Here is a 20056-nt window from a genome sequence, read left to right as displayed (position 1 = left end):
GTGGGGAGCGCCCTCCCGCTCGCCGACCCGGCTCCACCCGACGGACGCCTCCCCGCGTCCGTGGTGGAGGGCGTTGAGAGCCGCGACCTCGGCCTGTATGTGCACGTCCCGTTCTGCCGGGTTCGCTGCGGGTACTGCGATTTCAACACTTACACCGCGACGGAGTTGCGCGGAGCGCGGCAGCAGGATTACGCCGACGAGGCGATCACCGAGATGGCGCTCGGCGCGGGCGTGCTCGAGCGCGCGGGTCTGCCTCGCCGTCCTGCGGCGACGGTGTTCTTCGGCGGCGGCACCCCGACGCTCCTGCCGGCCGACGACCTCGTCCGGATGCTCGACGGCCTGCGAACGCACTTCGGTGTCGCGCCGGGCGCGGAGATCACCACGGAGGCGAATCCCGACTCGGTCGACGCCGCCTACCTTCTCGCGCTCGCCGACGCCGGCTTCACCAGGGTCAGCTTCGGGATGCAGTCGGCCGTTCCGCACGTGCTTGCCACCCTCGAGCGCACCCACGATCCGGAGCGGGTGCCCCGCGTCGTGCAGTGGGCGCGGGAGGCCGGCCTGCAGGTCAGCCTCGACCTGATCTATGGCACGCCGGGAGAATCCCTCGCCGACTGGGAGCGCTCGCTCGACTCCGCCCTCGCCACTCGGCCCGACCACCTCTCGGCGTATGCGCTGATCGTGGAGGCGGGGACGAAGCTCGCCCGGCAGATCCGCCGCGGCGAGATCCCCAGCCCGGACGACGACCTGACGGCCGACATGTACGAGCTGGCGGATGCGCGACTCGCCGAGGCGGGCTACTCCTGGTACGAGGTCAGCAACTGGGCGCGCGACGACGAGCACCGCTCCCGGCACAACCTGTCCTACTGGCTTGGCCACGACTGGTGGGGCGTCGGCCCTGGCGCCCACAGCCACGTCGGAGGCGTTCGCTGGTGGAACGTGAAGCACCCGGCGGCGTACGCCGACCGGCTGAGTGGGGGAGCGTCGCCCGCGGCGGGTCGCGAGAGTCTCGATCCGGGCACCCGACAGGTTGAGGACGTGCTGTTGCGCTCGCGCCTGGCCGACGGGCTGCCGATCGACGCCGTGGATCCCGGGCGCAGGAGCGAGGTCGCCGGGCTGATCGCCGACGGGCTTGTGGACGGCCGAGCGGCGATCGGCGGTCGCGTCGTGCTGACGCTGCGCGGACGTCTGCTCGCCGATGCGGTGGTGCGCCGCCTGACGGACGGCTGACGCATCTACTTGAAGAACGGGATGCTGAGCGGATACGTGTAGTACTCGCCCGCGCTCGCGCGCACCGCCGCGATGATGCTGAACACGATCACCAGGATCGGCACCACGATGAGGACGACGACGCCGACGAGGACGAGGGACAGGATCGTCCCCGCGACATAGGCGATGAGAACCGTGAGGTGGAAGTTCAGCGCCGATTTCGCGTGGGCCTCCAGGAACGGCCCTCGGCCCTTGAAGACCAGGAAGACGACCAGCGACGGCAGGAAGGTGAAGAAGATGCCGAGGACGTGCGTGATGATCGCCCAGGTCTTTTCGTCCGCGGGACTGATCGGAGGGGCGGGCGTCCCGTACACGGGAGGCGGGGGAGGAGTGGCCGACATGATGGTCTCCGTTGTGTCGTCGGCGCCGGGCGGCCCCGTGCGCTCGGCGTCCATCGTGACACGCGGCGACCCCATGCGCACCAGTACCCGCTCCTCCACAGGCTCTCGAGAGCGGCGGACTCGGCCGATCCTTGCGTGACCCCGCTCGGGGGGCGTGCTGCGCGGTTATGATTGGCACTCAGAGTTGCGGAGTGCCAGGCTCCGCGCGGCGTTCGCGTCGCGGAACATCGTGCCTTCGGGCACACGGAGTCCGGCGGGAGGTCGGTCATATGGTCACGGAGCGCGGTCTCCAGGTCCTGCGTGTGATCGTGCAGGACTACGTGGCGAACCGAGAGCCGGTCGGCTCGAAGTCGATCGTCGAGCGGCACGCTTTCGGGGTCTCGGCGGCCACCATCCGTAACGAGATGGCGCAGCTTGAGGAGGAGGACCTGATCGCGGCCCCACACACCTCTTCCGGCCGCGTTCCCACCGACAAGGGCTACCGCCTCTTCGTCGACCAGCTCGCCGATCTGCGTCCGCTGACCTCCGCGCAGCGCCAGGCGATCGAGACGTTCCTCGGCCAGAGCCCAGACCTGGACGATGTGCTGGCGAAGACGGTGCGCCTTCTCTCGCAGCTGACGAACAGCGTTGCCCTCGTGCAGTACCCGTCCTTCGGCGCCGCGCGGTTGCGGCACGTCGAACTCGTCGCCCTCGCTCCGCGCCGACTCCTCTCGGTGCTCATCACCGATACCGGCAGGGTCGACCAGCGTGTCCTCGAGACTCCGGAGGACATCGATGACGCTCTGCTCAGCGACATTCGGGCGACGCTCAACAGCGCGGTGCTGGGTCTCGGGCTGCAGCAGGCTGCCGGGATTCTCGCGTCCGTCGCTGAGCGCTTCTCCCCCGAGCGCCATCGGATTCTCGCCCCGATCGTGCAGACGCTGCTCGAGCAGGTGGGCGCGAACCGGCAGGATCGCCTCGTGATGGCCGGGGCCGCCAACCTGGTGCGGACCGAGGAGGACTTCACCGGCAGCATCTCTCCGGTGCTCGAGGCCATCGAGGAGCAAGTAGAACTCCTGCGTCTGTTCGCCGAAATGACGCCGGATCCTCGGGGCATCTCGGTGCGCATCGGCCGCGAGAACGCGTCGTTCGGGCTGCAGGAGACGTCGGTGCTCACCAGCGGCTACAACACAGCGGGCGGACAGGTCTCGCGTCTGGGCGTACTCGGTCCGCTCCGGATGGACTACTCCGGCAACATAGCAGCGGTGCGCGCTGTCGCCCGCTACCTCTCCCGCCTCCTCGGCGAGGGGTAAACCCCGACCTCTCCGGCCGCCGCCGGATCCCTCCCGGTGCGCCGCGCCCGGCACACCCACACTCGAACGAAGGACGAAGCCACCTGTGGCAGATCACTATGAAGTGCTGGGCGTCGACCGCGACGCCTCCGCCGATGAGATTAAGAAGGCGTACCGCCGACTCGCGCGCGAGCTGCACCCCGACGTCAACCCGAGCGCGAACGCCTCCGAGCGCTTCAAGCTCGTCACCCACGCCTACGACGTGCTGAGCGACGCTCAGCAGCGGGCGCAGTACGACCGTGGTCCGCAGGAGGGCTTCGGTGGCGCCGGCCAGGGCTTCGGCGGCTTCGGCGACATCTTCGAGAGCTTCTTCGGCCAGGGCGCGCAGGGCTCCTCGCGTGGCCCGCGCTCTCGTCGCGAGCGGGGTCAGGACGCGCTTTTGCGTGTCGAGGTCTCGCTCGACGAGGTCATCTTCGGCACCCACCGCGACCTCGAGGTCGACACCGCCGTGCTCTGCGAGACGTGCCAGGGCTCGTGCTGCCAGCCGGGCACCTCGCCCATTACCTGCGACATCTGCCACGGCTCCGGCCAGATCCACCGCACCGTCCGCTCCCTCCTGGGCAACGTGATGACCGCGAGCCCGTGCGGCACCTGCCGCGGCTACGGCACCGTCATCGCCACTCCCTGCTCCACCTGCCAGGGTCAGGGCCGCGTCCGCGCGCGCCGGACGATCCCCGTGGACGTCCCCGCGGGTGTCGATACGGGACTCCGCCTCCAGATGCCGGGCAGCGGAGAGGTCGGCCCGGCGGGCGGCCCGAACGGCGACCTCTATCTCGAGATCAAGGTCAAGCATCACGACGTCTACAGCCGCAACGGCGACGACCTGCTCTGCACCCTCGAGGTGCAGATGACGGATGCGATCCTTGGCTCGACGGCGACTCTCGCGGCGCTCGACGGCGACATCGACATCGAGATCAAGCCCGGCACCCAGAGCACAGAGATCGTCACGATCAAGGGACGCGGAGTGACGCGGTTGCGTGGCACTGGGCGCGGGGATCTCCGGATCGGGATCCAGGTCGTCACCCCGACCAAGCTGGGGCACCGTGAGCGCGAGCTGGTCCAGGAGTTCGCGAAGCACTACAAGCCTCAGAAGCCGGCGCTGACCCACTTCCAGCAGGGCCTGTTCTCGAAGCTCCGCGACCGCTTCCTGGGCTGAGCGAGTGGCGCATCACTACATCGACGAATCCCTTGATTCGGCCGACTTCGCTCCCGGCTCCCGCCTCGCGCTCACCGGAGCGGAGGCGCGGCACGCCGCGACCGTGAGCCGCATCCGCGTGGGCGAGGGGGTGCGTGTCGGCGATGGCCGAGGCCGCGTCGCGACGGCGATCGTCGAGAGTTCAGAACCGGCGCGGGTGGTGCTGCTCGTTGAATCGGTAGAGGAGGCTCCCGCCCCATCCCCGCGCCTGGTGCTCGTGCAGGCACTGGCGAAGGGCGATCGCGACGAACTCGCGGTGCAGGCCGCGACCGAGCTCGGTGTCGACGAGGTCGTCCCCTGGCAGGCGGCGCGCTCCGTCTCGCGCTGGTCGGGCGGAAAGGAGGAGAGGGGGCGCGAGCGCTGGCGCAGCATCGTCCGCGAGGCGAGCAAGCAGTCGCTGCGCGCCCGGGTCCCCGAGGTGTCGCCGCTCATTCAGACCCGCGAGCTGGCCGGACGCACGGCTCTCGCCCGGGTGCTGGTGCTCGAGCCGGGCGCCGGGGCGCGGCTCTCGGCGATCGTGCCTGATGAGCGCGATCTCGTGCTCGTCGTGGGTCCTGAGGGCGGCATCGCTCCCCAGGAACTCGGGCTGCTCGCGGAGGCGGGAGCCGAGGCTGTCGCGCTGGGCGACTCGGTCCTCCGTACCTCGACCGCTGGACCCGCGGCGATCGCCATACTGTCGGCCCGGCTCGGCCGCTGGTGACGCTCCTCCACAGCCCCACCTGCCCCCTCTTTCCGCGTGCCGTGGGCGAATGGAGCGCCCGACGCGCGCAAGCCCCGTTTAAGATGGGCTCATGAGCGAACCCACCGTCTTCACGCGCATCGTCCAGGGCGAGATCCCCGCCGATGTCGTGTTCGAGAACGAGCGCATCCTCGCGATCACCGACATCGCGCCGAAGGCTCCCGTGCACCTGCTCGTCTTCCCCAAGACGCAGGAATACCCGACCGTCAGCGCGCTCGCCGCCGCTGAGCCCGCCCTGCTCGCCGAGGTGGTGCAGGTCGCTCAGTCGCTCGCCGACTTGCGCAGCAACGGCCAGTTCCGTCTCGTCTTCAACTCCGGAGAGGATGCGGGCCAGACCGTACCTCACGTCCACGCCCACGTCCTGGGCGGCCACCAGACGGAAGGCTCCCTTGCCACCGGTTGAGAATGCGGGCGCGAGCCCCGACGAGCGCCGCGTCGTCGCTGTCGACGGAGTTGCCATGGTGCGCCTCCTCGGACCTCAGGACCGTCTCATCCGAGCGGTCGAAGCACGATTCCCCGACGTCCGCGTCCACGTACGCGGCAACGAGGTGACGCTCGAGGGTGAGCGCGCCCCGGTCGCCGAGGCAACGCGCCTGGTGGAAGAACTGGTGCGCATGACTGCGAGTGGGCACGATCTCGATCCGGAGGGTGTTCGGGAGTCGGCGCGCATCCTGCAGAACGGCGGTCCGGTGAGCCCGGCCGAGGCATTCGGACAGGCGATCCTCACGGCGCGGGGGCGCAGTGTGCGCCCTAAGACGGTGGGCCAGCGCGAGTACGTCGACGCGGTCGATACGAACACGATCGTCTTCGGCATTGGTCCGGCGGGCACCGGCAAGACCTACCTCGCGATGGCGAAGGCTGTGCAGGCGCTGCAGCGCAAGGAGGTGGAGCGGATCATCCTGACCCGTCCGGCTGTCGAGGCGGGGGAGCGGCTGGGCTACCTGCCCGGCTCGCTCACCGACAAGATCGACCCCTACCTGCGTCCGCTCTACGATGCGCTCAACGAGATGATGGATCCCGAGATCGTGCCGAAGCTGCTCGCGGCGGGCACGATCGAAGTCGCTCCGCTCGCCTACATGCGTGGGCGCACTCTGAACAACTCGTTCGTCGTGCTCGATGAGGCGCAGAACACCACGCCCGAGCAGATGAAGATGTTCCTCACCCGGCTGGGGTTCGGCTCGAAGATGGTCGTCACCGGCGACATCACACAGGTCGACCTGCCTACCGGCGCGAGCGGGCTCCGTCTCGTCACGCGCGTCCTCGAGGGCATCGACGACATCCACTTCTCCCGTCTCACCAGCGAGGACGTGGTCCGGCACAGCCTCGTCGGCCGCATCGTCGATGCCTACACCGACTACGACCAGCAGAAGCAGGCCCAGCACTTCGAACGCGAGCAGGCGCGCGAGTTCGCCCATCGTGCCGAGCGCCGCGGCGGCCCGGCCCGGCCGAGCGGTGACCGTCAGCCCCCGCGCGCCTAAGCCGCCACCCCCTCCGACCGAAGGAACCCCACTCCCCGTGAGCATCGAGATCAACAACGAGTCGACCATCCCCGTCGACGAGGCGGCTCTGGTGCGCCTGGCCGGCTACGCGCTGGACTCGCTTCACGTGCACCCCGACGCCGAGCTCGCGATCGTGCTCGTCGATGAGGGCGCGATGGAGCAGTTGCACCTCCAGTGGATGGACGAACCAGGGCCGACGGACGTGCTCAGCTTCCCGATGGACGAGCTGCGACCAGGCACAGAGGACGAGCAGACGCCGGCGGGGCTCCTCGGCGACATCGTGCTCTGCCCCCAGGTCGCGCAGAACCAGGCGGAGACGGCCGGCCACTCGTTGCTCGATGAGTTGCACCTGCTGACCGCGCACGGTCTGCTGCACCTGCTGGGCTTCGATCACGCGGAGCCCGAGGAGGAGCGCGAGATGTTCAGCATCCAGCGCGACATCCTGGTCGGCTTCCACATCGGCGAGCGACGGCGCTAGGTCCCGCCGTGCCCACTCTTCAACTCCTCATCGCCGCCCTAGCGCTCGTCGCCGTGGGTGGATGGTTCGCTGCGACCGATGCTGCGCTCGGCGTCCTCTCGCGCAGCGACCTGCTCGACATGGCCCAGCACTCCCGCAGTGCGCGGGCGCTGCGGGCGATCTCGGGAGACATGAGCGCCCATGTCAATGTCGTCAATTTTTCGCGCATCGCGGCCGAGACGACCGCGGCCGTGTTCGTCACGACGGTCCTCGTGGTCGAGATTGAGCAGCTGTGGCTGGCCCTGCTGCTGGCGGTCCTGATCATGGCGGCCGTCTCGTTCGTGCTCGTCGGGTCGAGCCCGCGCAGCGTCGGCCGTGCGCACGCCCGAGCGGTCCTGGGGACGAGCGCGACGCTCATCCACGTCCTCCGTCTGGCGCTGGGCCCGGTCGCGCACGGACTCGTCGCTCTGGGCAACCGCGTCACCCCCGGTACCGGGCGCTCGGCAGGCTTCTCCTCGGAGGAGCAGTTGCTCAGCATGGTGGACGAGGCTACCGAGCAGGACGTGCTCGAACAGGACGATCGCGAACTGATCCACTCGATCTTCGAGTTCAACGACACGTTCGTGCGCGAGGTCATGGTGCCGAGGACTGACATGGTCACGATCGAGGCGACCTCGTCGGTTGGCGCGGGGATGGGCCTCCTCCTCAGCCGCGGCATCTCACGCCTCCCGGTGATCGGCGACGGCGCCGATGACGTGCTCGGTGTCCTCTACCTCCGCGACGTGGCCCGGCACACCTACGAGAGGCCGGACATCGAGGGCACCGTCGCCGAGCTCGCCCGCCCGGCGCTGTTCGTTCCGGAGTCGAAAAAGGCTGACGAGCTGCTGCGCCAGATGCAGCTCGAGTCCAATCACCTCGCGATGGTCGTGGATGAGTACGGCGGAATCGCCGGTCTTGTCACGCTCGAAGACCTGATCGAGGAACTCGTCGGCGACATCTCGGACGAGTACGATCGCGAGGTCGACCTCTTCGAGGAGACGGCGCCCGGGGTCTATCGCGTGTCGGCGCGACTCCCCGTAGACGAGCTGGGTGAACTCTTCGAGCTCGACCTCGAGGACGACGACGTCGACTCCGTCGGCGGTCTGCTGACCAAGGCCTACGGACGCCTCCCGGAGCGCGGTGCCACCGCGCGCATCGGCGGCGTGATCCTCGAGGCTGAACAGGCGGATCCGCGCCGTGGCACCATCTCCACGGTGATCGTCCGACGCGATCCCGAACTCGACACCGCCGGCGAGCCCGGCACCGGCCCGGTCGCGATCCTCGCCGCCGGAGGCACCACCACCCCCAGCCCGGGCGCGGCTCCCTCTCGCGGAGCCGGAGTCTCGGGCGATCGGAACGAGGAACGATGACCGACACCACTCCCGCCGCTGTGCCGTACCGGGCGGGCTTCGTGTCTTTCGTCGGCCGCCCGAACGTGGGCAAGTCCACCCTGACCAACGCTTTGGTCGGTGAGAAGATCGCCATCACGAGTTCCAAGCCGCAGACCACGCGGCGCGCCATCCGCGGAGTCGTGCATCGCCCAGACGGTCAGCTGATCGTGGTCGACACTCCGGGCATTCATCGGCCGCGCACCCTCCTGGGCGAGCGTCTGAACTCCCTGGTGACGTCGACGCTCGGTGACGTCGATGTGATCGGGATGCTCTTCCCCGCCGACGAACCGATCGGGCCCGGCGATCGTTTCATCAACGAGCAGCTCGACGCTTTCCCGCGTGCGCGCAAGGTCGCCATCGTGTCGAAGGTCGACCTCTCCTCGAAGAAGTCCGTCGCCAAGCAACTGCTCGCAGTCTCGGAATTGCGCGAGTGGGACACCATCGTGCCGATCTCGGCCGTCACCGAGGAGCAGCTTGACGTGCTCGCGGTCGAGCTACTCCGCCTGATGCCGGTGTCGCCCGCGCTCTACCCGAAGGAGGCGGTGACCGACGAGGACCTGTTCTCGCGCATCGCCGAGTTCATCCGCGAGGCCGCTCTCGAGGGGGTCTCTGACGAGCTTCCGCACTCGCTCGCGGTGACCCTCGATGACATGGTCGAGCGGGAGGACGGCTCGCTGATCGATATCTACGCCAATGTCTTCGTCGAACGCGACAGCCAAAAGGGCATCATCATCGGCAAGGGTGGGCAGCGCCTGCGCGAGGTGGGAGCGGTCTCGCGCGAGCAGATCGAGCGCCTCCTCGGGCGCCGGGTGTTTCTCTCGATTCGCGTGAAGGTGGCCAAGGAGTGGCAGCGCGATCCGAAGCTGCTGGGGCGCCTCGGTTTCTAAGGCGCCCCCGGACGTAGTAGCCGGAAGATCACGCTGCAGGACGACGCCGCCGAGCCCCCAGGCCCGTACCGTGGGACCATGCGTGCCTTCCTCGACCGACCGGCGACGCTGCCGATCGCTGGAGTGCTGCTCGCGGGCCTGTACCTGCTGCTGACCGACCTCGGCAGCACGCGGTTCGATGGCCTCGCCGGCAGTCTCCTGCTCGCCCTCGGACTCGCGGTCGCCGCGTTCCTCCCGGCGCTCGCCCCCTCCCTCTGCGCCGTTGGTGTCCTCGCCGGAGGCGGCCTGCTCGTCGTCGGCGTCCCCGTCGATGCCCTGCTCGTCGGCCTTGTCGTCGTCTGGGAGAGTGCACGGCGTCTCGGGCTCTGGGCACGCTCGCTCGTTCTCGCCGGTGTCTTCGTGCTCGCGGCGATCGGCGGCTTCGGCGCCCTCCCTCCGCTCGGCCAGGCCCTCGGTTACAGCGACACGCAGGCGATGGGATCCGTCCTCCTTGCCACGGCCGTGGTGGTGGTCGCCTCCATCATCAGCGCAGCGCACGTCCTCGTGTTCGTGCTCGGCCTGCGGGCACCGGCCGGCCCCGGTGACAGGGTTGACGCGCTGCTGACGCGGGTTGCGGGTCCTCAACTGCCGTTCTCGGTCGGCATCGCGGGCGTGCAGGCCCTCGTTCTGCTCCTGATCGGCGGGCTGCCCTACGTCAAGCGGCCGGAATCGTTCCACCTCTTTGTCGCCGGCGTTTTCTCCGTCGCGCTGGTGCTGTGTCGTCGCTCGCCCCCGCTCGCCCTCACGATCGCGTGGGTCGCGGTCGCCCTGCAGATGAGCGTGCAGCTCTCGCCTGGCCCCGGTGATCTGGCCATCCTCGCCGTGCTGTTTTGCACCGGTGCGTCGGAGTCACGACGCGTACGGATCGCCGGCGCGGTCTCGGCTGTTCTCGGTGCGGTCGTCGCGGTCGCCTATCTGACGCTCAAGTTCAACCTGCCCAAGGGCCGCAGCGACAGTGTGCTGCTCGCCGGAGTGGCCTTCGGCGGCATCCTCGCGATGCTCGGCCTGTCCTGGACCATCGGTCTGCTCTCGCGGGCAGTGCGGCGTGCGCGGGAGGGCCAAATGTTGCGTGCCCAGGCGGAACAGGAGCGGGCGCGGGCTCAGCGCGAACTCGACGCGGTCGAGGAGCGCAACCGGATCGCCCGTGACATGCACGATGTCGTGGCCCACTCCCTTGCGGTCGTCATCGCGCAGTCCGACGGCGCGCGTTATCTTGGCGCCTCGAGTCCCGAGCAGACGGACGCGGCACTGCTGACCATCTCCTCCGTCGCCCGCGACGCGCTTGCCGATGTCCGAGTACTTCTCGCGCAGCTTCGGCATTCGCAGAGCGACGGTCCGCAGCCGGGCGCTCCCGACCTGCCCGCGCTCCTCGACAGCGTCGGCGGTGCAGGCACTCCGGTGCGCGCCGACGTAGCCGTCGATCTGGAAGCGGTGCCCCGCGCTGTCGGTCTGGCCCTGTACCGCATCGCGCAAGAGGCGACCACCAACGCCCTGCGGCACGGTCGTCCGGGCTCGGCGATCGAGGTCTCCCTCTGCCGCTCCGGCGATGAGCTGGTCCTGACCGTTCGCAATGCGCGCCGCCTCGAGGTCGAGCGCGACGCCCTGCCGGGCGAAGGGCACGGCCTCGTCGGGATGCGCGAGCGCGCCACCCTGGTCGGCGGCGCCCTCGCCGCGCGACCTGTGGGGGAGGATTTCGTCGTTGACGCGCGCCTCCCCGCTACGTCTTCCCTCGCTCGTGAGTCGAGCGCCACGTCCCCCCTCGCCTCTGGAGGCATCCCCACATGACCGAGTCCATCCGCGTCGTCCTCGTTGACGACCAGGCGCTGTTCCGCGCCGGTATCCGCATGCTCCTGGGCTCGCAGTCCGATCTCGTGGTGGTAGGTGAAGCCTCGGACGGGGCCGAGGGCGCGGAACTGGTGGCGAAGCTGGCTCCCGATGTCGTGCTGATGGACATCAGGATGCCGGGAGTCGATGGCATCGAATCGACGCGGCGGATTCTCGCCGACGCTCACAAGCGGGGAGTGGACGCGCCGCGCATCTTGGTGCTGACGACCTTCGACCTCGATGAGGCGGCTGCCCGAGCGATCCGGGCCGGAGCGAGCGGCTTCCTCCTCAAGGACACCGAGCCCGGCTTCCTGCTCGCCTCGGTTCGCACGGTGCACGCGGGGACGGCGGTCGTCGCGGCCTCCGCCACCCGCGAGCTCTTCGAGCACTTCGGCGCGGCCGGTAGCGGCCGGGAGACGCCGCCGGAGTTCACGACTCTCACCGACCGTGAGCGCGAGATCTTCCACCTGGCTGCTCGGGGCCTGAGCAACACCGAGATCGCCCGTGCGGAATTCCTGAGCGAGGCCACGGTCAAGACCCACATCAGCCGCACGCTCGGCAAGCTCGGGCTCCGCGACCGCGTCCAGCTCGTCGTCTACGCGTACGAGAACGGCCTGGCCGGTGAGTAGCCGCGTCCTGGGATGACGTCTCTGCGGGCGCGGTGCTAGCCTGACCGGGTGCGCTTCGGATTGCTCCTTCTTCTCCGCCGCGACGAGATCTGATTTTCAGGCCACCCTCGTCGCGGAGTTCGTCGTCGGCTGACCACACCCTCGTCCGCAAGGCCGCCGGGAGAGCACGATGCAGGAGAGCACCATGCAGAACAACCAGAAGCCGTCGCCCATGCCGATCGGCAGGTACCGCCCCTTCCACGAGCTGATTGCCGTGGACCTGCCCGACCGCACTTGGCCGGGCAAGCGCATCACCACCGCGCCCCGCTGGTGCGCCGTCGACCTGCGCGACGGCAACCAGGCCCTCATTGATCCGATGAGCCCAGAGCGCAAGCGGATCATGTTCGATCTGCTGGTCCGGATGGGCTACAAGGAGATCGAGGTTGGCTTTCCGAGTGCGAGCCAGACCGACTTCGACTTCGTGCGCAGCCTCATCGAGGAGGACGCGATTCCCGAGGACGTCACCATTCAGGTCCTGACGCAGGCCCGCGACCACCTGATCGAGCGCACCTACGAGTCGATCCGCGGCGCCCGCCAGGCGATCGTGCACCTCTACAACTCGACGAGCGTGTTGCAGCGCGAAGTGGTGTTCCGCAAGGACCGCCAGGGAATTATCGACATCGCCCTCGCCGGGGCGCGCAAGTGCCGCGAGATGGAGTCGTCCGTCCCGGGTACGGCTGTCTACTACACGTACACGCCCGAGAGCTACACGGGCACCGAACTCGACTTCGCCTGCGAGATTTCTGACCGCGTCGTCGAGGTCTTCCAGCCGACGCCCGAGCGCAAGATCATCCTGAACCTGCCCGCCACCGTCGAGATGGCCACCCCCAACGTCTACGCCGACTCCATTGAGTGGATGAGCCGCAACCTGGCGCAGCGCGAGAACATCGTCCTCTCGCTGCACCCGCACAACGACCGTGGTACCGCCATTGCCGCCGCGGAGCTGGGATATCTGGCCGGCGCTGACCGGATCGAGGGCTGCTTGTTCGGTAACGGCGAGCGCACCGGCAACGTCGATCTTGTCGCTCTGGGCGTGAACCTGTTCACGCAGGGGATCGATCCGCAGATCGATTTCAGCGATATGGATGGCATCAAGCGCACCGTCGAGTACTGCAATCAGTTGCCGGTGCCCGAGCGCAGCCCGTGGGCCGGAGACCTGGTCTTCACCGCGTTCAGCGGCTCGCACCAGGACGCCATCAAGAAGGGCTTCGAGGCGATGCAGGCCGAGGCCGAGCGCACCGGCCGCGGAGTCGACGAGCTCACCTGGGCGGTGCCGTACCTGCCGGTCGATCCCAAGGATCTGGGCCGCTCCTACGAGGCGGTCATCCGTGTCAATTCGCAGTCGGGCAAGGGCGGCATCGCCTATCTGTTGAAGACGGACCACGCGCTCGATCTGCCGCGCCGCCTGCAGATCGAGTTCTCGGGAGTCGTGCAGGCGAAGACCGACGCCGAGGGCGGCGAGGTGACCAGTGGACAGATCTGGTCGGTGTTCCAGGACGAGTACCTGCCTGCGGAGCGCTCCGACGAGAAGTGGGGGCGCTTCGAGCTGCTGCGCACCGATACGTCGAGCGACCTGGGCGGCAGCATCGCCCTCGACACGGTGCTGCGCGTCGGCGAGGAGAGGGTGACGGCAGACGCGCGCGGGAACGGGCCGATCAACGCCTTCGAGGCCGTGCTCGGGCAGCAGGGCGTCGAGGTGCGGGTCCTCGACTACGCCGAGCATGCGCTCAGCGCCGGTGGCGACGCCCTCGCCGCTTCGTACGTCGAGTGCTCGGTGAACGGCCGCACCCTGTGGGGTGTCGGTGTCGACGCGGACATCTCGACCGCCTCGCTGAAGGCAATCGTCTCGGCCGTCAATCGTGCCCTGCGCGAGGAGGCCCCGGTCCCCATCCTGGTCGCAGCCACCGCCTGACCTGCCTCGCCGCGAAGGGCGTCAGGTGCGGCGGCGCCAGCGGAGGCGGGGGACTCCTCTGAGCGCGCGCTGCTCAGGGAGGCTCCAGCCGTAGCGCACGGCAAGCAGGCGGATGACCGCGGTCACCGCAACGGAGAGGGTCGCAGCGAAACCGATCGTCACTCCGAAGCGCAGGGTCACTACGAGCACGACGGTGCCGGCCGAGGCCGCGACCGCGTAGAGGGAGCCGACGTGCATCAGCGCGATCGGCCGATTGAGCAGGATGTCGCGGACGACGGAGCCGCCCACGGCCGAGACGGTTCCGACGAAGACCGCAGGTACCTCCGGGACCCCGAGCGACAGGGCCTTCGTGGTCCCGATCGCGCCGAAGAGCCCGAGGGTCAGGGCGTCGAGGGCGGTGATCGTGCCGTCGACCCGGTTCAGCAGGTGCTGGAGCAGCATCCCGAGGAGCGAGGCGGTGACCGCGACGATCAGGTAGGCGTCGGTGTGCAGCGCCACGAGGGGCGTCTGCAGGAGCAGGTCGCGCAGCACGCCGCCGCCTAGCCCCGTCGCCGTGCCGATGATGGTGACGCCGAGCAGGTCGATCCGACGGTCGCGAAACTCGCCCGCGAACATCGCGCCCTGGAGGCAGCCGATGGCGATCGCGAGCAGGTCGGCCCAGGCCGGGATCTCGAAGAGGGAGGCTGCCACGTGGACATCGTTCCACGGTGCGGGCTCCCGCTTCGCCGCGCTGCCAGGCGGGTGTCGGTGGTCGGGGGGATAATCGGCGCATGCCCACCTATCGTGACGAAGCCGTGGTGCTCCGCACGCACAAGCTGGGCGAGGCCGACCGCATCGTCACTCTGCTCTCGCGCGGCCACGGCAAGATCCGCGCCGTCGCCAAGGGTGTGCGCAAGACCGGTTCCAAGTTCGGCTCGCGGCTCGAGCCTTTCATGGTCGCCGACCTCCAGCTCTACGAGGGCCGGAGCCTCGACATCGTCACGCAGGCGGAGTCGCTCGGGGCCTACGGTGCGCTGATCGCCGCCGACTACGACAGCTACACGGCCGCGAGCGCGATGGTTGAGACGGCTGACCGCCTGACCGACGCCGACGCGTCTTTACAGCAGTACCTCCTCCTGGTGGGCGCGCTGCGCTCGCTGTCGCGGCACGAGCACGAGCCGGTGCTCACCCTCGACTCCTACCTCCTGCGTGCCCTCTCGATCGCGGGGTGGGCGCCGAGTTTCGACGACTGCGCGCGGTGCGGTGCCCCGGGGCCGCACGGCGCCGTGGTGGTGCAGCTCGGAGGCGTGGTCTGTGCCGACTGCACGCCGCCCGGAGCCCCGCGGGTCGCTCCGGACGTCGTGGTTCTGCTGGGCGCACTGCTCACGGGAGACTGGGGGCACGCCGAAACGACCGAGCCTTCGGCGCGGTCGCGGGCGAGCGGAGTCGTTGCCGCCTACACCCAGTTCCACCTCGAACGCGGTCTGAGATCCCTGGAGCACGTCACCCGATGAAGCCCTTCACCAACAAGGACGCCGAGCCGTACCGCCCCCTCGACTGGACGGGGATCCACCCGCCTGAGATCCCGCGGAAGGCGGTCCCCTCTCACGTCGCGATCGTGATGGACGGCAACGGCCGGTGGGCCAACTCCCGCGGTCTGACTCGGATCGAAGGCCACAGGCGCGGCGAGGCGGCGCTGCTCGACGTGGTGGCCGGTGCGATCCAGATCGGCGTCAAGCACCTCAGCGTCTACGCGTTCTCAACCGAGAACTGGAAGCGCTCGCCCGAGGAGGTGCGCTTTCTGATGGGGTTCAACCGCGAGGTGCTGCACCGCCGCCGCGACCAGTTGAACGAGTGGGGCGTGCGCGTCCGCTGGGCGGGCCGCAAGCCCCGGCTCTGGGCGTCCGTCATTACCGAACTGCAGTTCGCCGAGCGGCTGACCGCCGACAACGACGTGCTGACCCTCACCATGTGCGTCAACTACGGCGGACGCACCGAGATTGCCGACGCGGTGCAGCGGCTCGCCGGCGAGGTTGCAGCCGGACGCCTGAAGCCCTCGGGCATCAGCGAGAAGACGATTGCGCGAGCCCTCTACGTGCCTGAGCTGCCGGACGTCGACCTCTTCGTGCGCTCCTCCGGCGAGCAGCGCACGAGCAACTTTCTGCTCTGGCAGAGCGCCTACGCCGAGATGGTATTCCTCGACCGGCTCTGGCCCGACTTCAGCCGTACCGACCTGTGGGAGGCGATCGAGCACTATGCCGGGCGCTCCCGCCGCTTCGGCGGCGCTGTGGATGTGCCGGGAGCCTCCGCATGATCCGGGTTGGACTCGTCGGCTTCGGCCTCGCGGGCAGCGTCTTCCACGGGCCGACCCTCGCGGCGACTTGGCGATCCAGCTCCGGAGCCTCATCCTGAAAGGGTGAGTACCGCCCTGCCACATTCTGTCGACCTACGCGCGCGCTTCGACGGTGCGCGCGGCTACCACAACGCCTGCACACTCGGTCTTCCGCCGAGGGAGACGGTGGCGGCCCTGCGCGCAGACCTCGAGGGCTGGTCGTCGGGGGAGAACACGGCGGCCGGCTACGGTGCCGTCGCTGAGCGCGCCCGGGAGGCGTTCGCCGACATCGTGAGTGTCCCCGCCAGCTCCGTTGCGATCGGCTCGCAGACCTCAGCGATGGCCGCTGTGCTCGCTGCCTCGCTGGCCGACGGAGCCCGGGTGCTCTGCGTCGACGGCGACTTCTCCTCGATTGTCTTCCCCTTCCTGGCCCAGGCGCACCGCGGAGTAGCCGTCCGCTCCGTCGCGCTGGAGGCGCTGGCCGATGCGGTCGAGGACGCGGACGACCTCGTGGTGTTCTCGGCGGTGCAGTCGAGCAGCGGTGCCCTCGCCGACCTCGACGCCGTGATCGAGGCCGCCGCTCGGCACGGGGTCCGGACCGCGTGCGATTTCACTCAGGCCGCGGGTGTGCTCCCAGTCGACGCGTCCCGATTCGACGCGACGCTCACCCACGCCTACAAATGGCTCTGTTCGCCGCGTGGAGTGGCGTTCCTCACGGTCTCGCCCGAGTACGCGGCCGAACTGGTGCCGGTGCAGGCCGGCTGGTACTCCGGCGAGGACGTCTGGTCGTCCTGTTACGGGCCTGCTATGCACCTCGCCGAGAACGCACGCCGCTTTGATGTGTCTCCCGCCTGGCAGGCCTTCGCGGGGGCGGAAGCCTCGCTCGCGCTGTTCCGCTCGCTCGACCTCGCCGCGGTGTGGGCCCATGCCTCCGGCCTGGGCAACGCTCTCTGCGAGCGGCTCGACCGGGAGCCGCAGCACCGGGCGATTGTGTCGTGGCCGGACGCCGACGCCGCGGACCTCACTCGGCTTCAGGCTGCGGGGCTCCGCGTCTCAGGGCGCGGGGGCCGGCTCCGTGTGGCGTTCCACCTCTGGAACGATGAGTCCGATGTGGACGAGCTCGTTCGGCTGCTGCGGGGCTAGGACGCTTCGGCCGCGGCTAAGCGGTCAGCGCGCAGGCTCCTCCGTGGTGATGTCCGCGACCGTCGCCCCGAACGCGGCGACCAGGGCGTCCGCGTCAATGAAGGCGCTGCGGCCGTCGGCTCCTGCGCCCATCGCGATTCGCCGTCCGAGGATCCGCTCGTCGGCGTAGACCGGCCACGCGGTGGTTGAACCGATGGGCGTGATGGTGCCGCGGCGATAGCCGGTCGCAGACAGAGCTGCGGCCTCGTCGGGAAGGCGCAGCTTGTTGACGCCGACGACTGCGCGGAGCTTGGGCCACGCGATCTGCCGGCCACCGGGGATCAGCGCGAAGAGGTAGCCGCCGTCGTGGCGCTTGACGACGAGGGACTTCACGATCTCGTTCGTCTCGATCCCGAGAGCCTCTGCCGCCTCCGCAAGGCTGCCGGCCGGGGGCCGCTCGATGATCTCGACCTCAAGGTGTCGAGCTCGGGCATCGGCCGCGAAACGCTTTAGGCCCTCCTCCACAGGTGTGCTCTCGCTCATCTTCTCCACCTCTCCGCTCGCCGTTCCGCTTTCCCCAACACAGGATCTGGGAGAATCGATACCGATGTCCTCCACTCTTACGGTCACCCCGCCCGCGCGCACCGCACCGGCGTTGCGGATCGGCCCCCTCGAACTCGATGCGCCGGTGGTGCTCGCCCCGATGGCGGGCATCACCAACACGGCGTTCCGTCGACTCTGCCGCGAGTACGGCAATGGCCTCTACGTCAGCGAGATGATCACGTCCCGCGCGCTGGTCGAGCGTACGCCGGAGTCGATGCGCCTGATCCGCCATCACCCGAGCGAGTCGGTGCGCTCTATCCAGCTCTACGGAGTCGATCCGACGACGGTCGCCGAGGCGGTCACGATGCTCGTTGCCGAGGACCGGGCCGACCACATCGACCTCAACTTCGGCTGCCCGGTGCCCAAGGTCACGCGTAAGGGCGGGGGAGCGGCGCTGCCGTGGAAGCTGCCGCTGTTCCGCCAGATCGTCGAAGGAGCGGTGCAGGCCGCAGGGCGTGTCCCGCTGACCGTCAAGATGCGCAAGGGCATCGATCCCGATCACCTGACCTACCTTGAGGCCGCGCGGGCTGCGGAGGGCGCGGGCGTCGCCTCCATCGCGCTGCACGCGCGCACCGCCTCCGAGTTCTACAGCGGCCACGCCGACTGGTCGGCCATCGCCACCCTCAAGGAGGCGATCACCGACGTGCCTGTGCTGGGCAACGGCGACATCTGGTCGGCCGAGGACGCGCTGCGGATGATGAACGAGACCGGCTGCGACGGCGTCGTCGTGGGCCGCGGTTGCCTCGGGCGCCCCTGGCTCTTCGGCGATCTCACCGCCGCCTTCGCGGGCTCGGATGAGCGCTTTCGCCCCTCCCTCGGGCAGGTCGCGGGCGCGTTCCGCCGCCACGCTGAGCTGCTGGTTGACTTCTTCGAGAGCGAGGAGCGCGGCTGCCGCGACATCCGCAAGCACGTTGCCTGGTACTTCAAGGGTTACGCGGTCGGTGGTGACCTGCGCGCCCGCCTCGCGACGGTCGAGTCGCTCGCGCAGCTCGATGAGTTGCTCGCGACCCTCGACTGGAGCCAGCCGTACCCCGGCGAGGCGGCCGAGGGCCAGCGTGGACGCGCCGGCTCGCCGAAGGTCCCCTCGCTGCCCGACCGCTGGCTCGAGTCCCGTGAACTCGACGCCCTCCAGCGCAATGCGGTCTCGGCCGCCGAGATCCACAACAGCGGTGGATGACCGCGCGCTCTGGGGGTACTCGCTCGTCGACATCGAGCGCTTCCTGCCGGAGGACCACTCGACCCGCCGCTCCGATTTCGCCCGCGACCGTGCGCGGTTGTTTCACTCCAGTGCTCTGCGGCGCCTCGCGGCGAAAACGCAGGTGCTCAGCCCGACCGCAGGGGTTGATTTCGCTCGCAACCGCCTGACCCACTCGCTCGAGGTGGCGCAGATCGGCCGCGAACTGGCCACCAGCCTCGACCTCGACCCCGACGTGGTCGACACTGCCTGCCTCGCCCACGACATTGGCCATCCGCCCTTCGGGCACAACGGTGAGCGTGCGCTCAACGCCTGGGCCGAGGGCATTGGCGGCTTCGAGGGCAACGCGCAGACGTTCCGCCTGCTCACCCGGCTCGAACCAAAGGTGTTCGGCGGCGATGCGCGTCCCTACGGCCTCAACCTCACCCGCGCGAGCCTTGACGCGAGTTGCAAGTACCCCTGGCCCGACACCCGTTCGGTCGCCGACCCGTCCGGCCGTGCCAAGTTCGGCTACTACGCCGACGACGAGCCCGCCTTCGCCTGGATGCGGGAGGGGGCGCCGGAGGGGGTGCGCTGCATCGAAGCGGAGGTGATGGATCTCTCCGACGACATCGCCTACTCGGTGCACGACTTCGAGGACGCGGTCGTCTCGGGCTACATCGACGTGGAGGCGCTCGGCTCCCGCGCCGACCACGACGACCTGGTGGGGTCGATGCACTCCTGGGTCGGCGGCGAGGTCGACCACGACGAACTCGCCGCCGCCTTCGACCGGCTCGACTCGCTCGATGTCTGGGTCTCCTCCTGGGACGGCTCCCGTCGCGACCACGCCCGGCTCAAGAACCTCACGAGCCAGCTCATCGGTCGCTTCGCCGGCGCCGCCACCGAAGCGACTCGGGAGGCGTTCCAGCACCCCGACCTCGTCCGCTTCGGCGGCCACGTCGTCGTGCCGCGCGAGCAGCAGGCCGAGATCGCCGTGCTCAAGGGCATCGTCGCGACTTTCGTGATGTCGCGGAACACCCGGCAGCCGATCTACGCCCAGCAGCGCGACGTGCTCACCCGGCTCGCCGACACCCTCCTCGACCGCGGCCCCGGCACCCTCGAACCCGGCTTCGCTGAGGACTGGCATGCCGCCTCCGACGACGACGCTCGCCGCCGGGTCATCGTCGACCAGGTCGCGAACCTCACCGATCAGAGCGCACTGGCGTGGTTCGAGCGGTTGACCTGATGCGCACGCCGG

The 20056-nt window shown here is 69.3% G+C and carries 20 protein-coding genes; 17 read left to right on the top strand and 3 right to left on the bottom strand.

The window, feature by feature from the left end:
* The gene (gene hemW / locus HRF29_RS03055) at positions 1-1227 is read left to right on the top strand and encodes a radical SAM family heme chaperone HemW (protein WP_173244427.1); all 1227 of its coding nucleotides are present in this window, start codon (positions 1-3) and stop codon (positions 1225-1227) included.
* 5 nt (positions 1228-1232) lie between these two features.
* Here hemW and HRF29_RS03050 read toward each other — a convergent pair whose 3' ends face one another.
* Positions 1233-1682, bottom strand: coding sequence for a DUF4870 domain-containing protein (locus tag HRF29_RS03050; protein ID WP_246226656.1), 450 nt, complete (start codon positions 1680-1682; stop codon positions 1233-1235).
* 194 nt (positions 1683-1876) lie between these two features.
* On the opposite strand from HRF29_RS03050, the gene hrcA reads away from it, so the two are divergent.
* The 11 genes from hrcA to leuA all read left to right on the top strand — a co-directional run bounded on the left by hrcA (position 1877) and on the right by leuA (position 13588).
* On the top strand, positions 1877-2899 hold the full coding sequence (hrcA, locus tag HRF29_RS03045; protein WP_173244424.1) for a heat-inducible transcriptional repressor HrcA: 1023 nt from the start codon (positions 1877-1879) through the stop codon (positions 2897-2899).
* Positions 2900-2984: 85 nt separating this feature from the next.
* A complete protein-coding gene (gene dnaJ, locus HRF29_RS03040) occupies positions 2985-4094 on the top strand; it encodes a molecular chaperone DnaJ (RefSeq protein WP_173244421.1) in 1110 nt (369 codons plus the stop codon).
* A 4-nt stretch (positions 4095-4098) separates the two neighbouring features.
* Positions 4099-4833, top strand: a complete 735-nt coding sequence (locus tag HRF29_RS03035; RefSeq protein ID WP_173244417.1) for a 16S rRNA (uracil(1498)-N(3))-methyltransferase — start codon at positions 4099-4101, stop codon at positions 4831-4833.
* Positions 4834-4924: 91 nt separating this feature from the next.
* Complete coding sequence (locus HRF29_RS03030; RefSeq protein ID WP_173244414.1) at positions 4925-5275, top strand: HIT domain-containing protein; 351 nt, start codon at positions 4925-4927, stop codon at positions 5273-5275.
* Entirely contained in the window at positions 5262-6350 is a 1089-nt protein-coding gene (locus tag HRF29_RS03025) for a PhoH family protein (RefSeq protein WP_425503082.1), read from the top strand. Before HRF29_RS03030 ends, HRF29_RS03025 begins: the two co-directional genes overlap by 14 nt.
* Before the next feature lie 37 nt (positions 6351-6387).
* Positions 6388-6849 carry an rRNA maturation RNase YbeY gene (ybeY, locus tag HRF29_RS03020; RefSeq protein WP_173244408.1) on the top strand — a complete coding sequence of 154 codons (462 nt, stop codon included), beginning with the start codon at positions 6388-6390 and terminating at the stop codon, positions 6847-6849.
* An 8-nt stretch (positions 6850-6857) separates the two neighbouring features.
* On the top strand, positions 6858-8237 hold the full coding sequence (locus HRF29_RS15265) for a CNNM domain-containing protein (RefSeq protein ID WP_173244405.1): 1380 nt from the start codon (positions 6858-6860) through the stop codon (positions 8235-8237).
* Positions 8234-9145, top strand: a complete 912-nt coding sequence (gene era / locus HRF29_RS03010) for a GTPase Era (RefSeq protein ID WP_173244402.1) — start codon at positions 8234-8236, stop codon at positions 9143-9145. Before HRF29_RS15265 ends, era begins: the two co-directional genes overlap by 4 nt.
* Before the next feature lie 78 nt (positions 9146-9223).
* Positions 9224-10969, top strand: a complete 1746-nt coding sequence (locus HRF29_RS03005) for a sensor histidine kinase (protein ID WP_173244399.1) — start codon at positions 9224-9226, stop codon at positions 10967-10969.
* Entirely contained in the window at positions 10966-11637 is a 672-nt protein-coding gene (locus HRF29_RS03000) for a response regulator (protein WP_173244396.1), read from the top strand. Before HRF29_RS03005 ends, HRF29_RS03000 begins: the two co-directional genes overlap by 4 nt.
* 184 nt (positions 11638-11821) lie before the next feature.
* On the top strand, positions 11822-13588 hold the full coding sequence (gene leuA, locus HRF29_RS02995; protein WP_173245882.1) for a 2-isopropylmalate synthase: 1767 nt from the start codon (positions 11822-11824) through the stop codon (positions 13586-13588).
* Between the two features lie 21 nt (positions 13589-13609).
* On the opposite strand, the gene HRF29_RS02990 is transcribed toward leuA, so the two are convergent.
* Positions 13610-14278: a trimeric intracellular cation channel family protein gene (locus HRF29_RS02990; RefSeq protein ID WP_343043625.1), complete on the bottom strand. Its 669-nt coding sequence runs from the start codon at positions 14276-14278 to the stop codon at positions 13610-13612.
* Between the two features lie 80 nt (positions 14279-14358).
* On the opposite strand from HRF29_RS02990, the gene recO reads away from it, so the two are divergent.
* The 3 genes from recO to HRF29_RS02975 all read left to right on the top strand — a co-directional run bounded on the left by recO (position 14359) and on the right by HRF29_RS02975 (position 17042).
* Positions 14359-15081 carry a DNA repair protein RecO gene (gene recO / locus HRF29_RS02985; RefSeq protein WP_173244393.1) on the top strand — a complete coding sequence of 241 codons (723 nt, stop codon included), beginning with the start codon at positions 14359-14361 and terminating at the stop codon, positions 15079-15081.
* Positions 15078-15881: an isoprenyl transferase gene (locus HRF29_RS02980; protein WP_173244390.1), complete on the top strand. Its 804-nt coding sequence runs from the start codon at positions 15078-15080 to the stop codon at positions 15879-15881. The genes recO and HRF29_RS02980 overlap by 4 nt, the downstream gene beginning before the upstream one ends.
* 102 nt (positions 15882-15983) lie before the next feature.
* On the top strand, positions 15984-17042 hold the full coding sequence (locus tag HRF29_RS02975) for an aminotransferase class V-fold PLP-dependent enzyme (RefSeq protein ID WP_173244387.1): 1059 nt from the start codon (positions 15984-15986) through the stop codon (positions 17040-17042).
* 24 nt (positions 17043-17066) lie between these two features.
* Here the strand turns inward: HRF29_RS02975 and HRF29_RS02970 are convergent, their stop codons facing one another.
* A complete protein-coding gene (locus HRF29_RS02970; RefSeq protein WP_173244384.1) occupies positions 17067-17564 on the bottom strand; it encodes an aminoacyl-tRNA deacylase in 498 nt (165 codons plus the stop codon).
* Between the two features lie 64 nt (positions 17565-17628).
* Between HRF29_RS02970 and dusB the strand changes: the two genes are divergently transcribed.
* Positions 17629-18801, top strand: a complete 1173-nt coding sequence (dusB, locus tag HRF29_RS02965; RefSeq protein WP_173244381.1) for a tRNA dihydrouridine synthase DusB — start codon at positions 17629-17631, stop codon at positions 18799-18801.
* Positions 18761-20044 (top strand): deoxyguanosinetriphosphate triphosphohydrolase, encoded by a 1284-nt coding sequence (locus HRF29_RS02960; RefSeq protein ID WP_173244379.1) that lies wholly within the window; start codon positions 18761-18763, stop codon positions 20042-20044. The genes dusB and HRF29_RS02960 overlap by 41 nt, the downstream gene beginning before the upstream one ends.
* Positions 20045-20056: the final 12 nt, after the last annotated feature.

Origin of the sequence: Rathayibacter agropyri (assembly GCF_013249015.1) — a bacterium.
GTDB classification, from domain to species: Bacteria; Actinomycetota; Actinomycetes; order Actinomycetales; family Microbacteriaceae; genus Rathayibacter; species Rathayibacter agropyri.
This window is presented reverse-complemented; position numbering and strand designations above follow the sequence as displayed.

Coding starts and splice junctions, on each gene's coding strand:
- HRF29_RS03050 (WP_246226656.1), bottom strand. CDS start 1,682: ATGGGGTCGCCGCGTGTCACGATGGACGCCGAGCGCACGGGGCCGCCC.
- hrcA (WP_173244424.1), top strand. CDS start 1,877: ATGGTCACGGAGCGCGGTCTCCAGGTCCTGCGTGTGATCGTGCAGGAC.
- HRF29_RS03030 (WP_173244414.1), top strand. CDS start 4,925: ATGAGCGAACCCACCGTCTTCACGCGCATCGTCCAGGGCGAGATCCCC.
- era (WP_173244402.1), top strand. CDS start 8,234: ATGACCGACACCACTCCCGCCGCTGTGCCGTACCGGGCGGGCTTCGTG.
- HRF29_RS03005 (WP_173244399.1), top strand. CDS start 9,224: ATGCGTGCCTTCCTCGACCGACCGGCGACGCTGCCGATCGCTGGAGTG.
- HRF29_RS03000 (WP_173244396.1), top strand. CDS start 10,966: ATGACCGAGTCCATCCGCGTCGTCCTCGTTGACGACCAGGCGCTGTTC.
- leuA (WP_173245882.1), top strand. CDS start 11,822: ATGCAGAACAACCAGAAGCCGTCGCCCATGCCGATCGGCAGGTACCGC.
- recO (WP_173244393.1), top strand. CDS start 14,359: ATGCCCACCTATCGTGACGAAGCCGTGGTGCTCCGCACGCACAAGCTG.
- HRF29_RS02980 (WP_173244390.1), top strand. CDS start 15,078: ATGAAGCCCTTCACCAACAAGGACGCCGAGCCGTACCGCCCCCTCGAC.
- HRF29_RS02970 (WP_173244384.1), bottom strand. CDS start 17,564: ATGAGCGAGAGCACACCTGTGGAGGAGGGCCTAAAGCGTTTCGCGGCC.
- dusB (WP_173244381.1), top strand. CDS start 17,629: ATGTCCTCCACTCTTACGGTCACCCCGCCCGCGCGCACCGCACCGGCG.
- HRF29_RS02960 (WP_173244379.1), top strand. CDS start 18,761: ATGCGGTCTCGGCCGCCGAGATCCACAACAGCGGTGGATGACCGCGCG.